The following is a 225-nucleotide window of genomic DNA, read 5'->3' on the forward strand; positions in this document are numbered from 1 at the left end:
CCCTTCGTCTAGTGGCCTAGGACACCGCCCTTTCACGGCGGTAACAGGGGTTCGAGTCCCCTAGGGGACGCCACTTTATTATTGCTGTCAGCAATAGGTTGAATTTGTCGTTGAATTTGTTGTTCAAGGTGGCATAATTCACCAACGCTTGGGGCTATAGCTCAGCTGGGAGAGCGCAACACTGGCAGTGTTGAGGTCAGCGGTTCGATCCCGCTTAGCTCCACC

1 tRNA gene is annotated in these 225 nt (G+C 53.8%); it reads left to right on the plus strand.

Annotation, left to right across the window (positions count from 1 at the left end):
* Nucleotides 1–150: 150 nt before the first annotated feature.
* Nucleotides 151–223 (plus strand) — tRNA-Ala (locus Q1B11_RS20375).
* The last annotated feature ends 2 nt before the right edge of the window (nucleotides 224–225 follow it).

The sequence above is a fragment of the uncultured Endozoicomonas sp. genome (assembly GCF_947495845.1).
In the GTDB taxonomy this organism is placed as follows: domain Bacteria; phylum Pseudomonadota; class Gammaproteobacteria; order Pseudomonadales; family Endozoicomonadaceae; genus Endozoicomonas.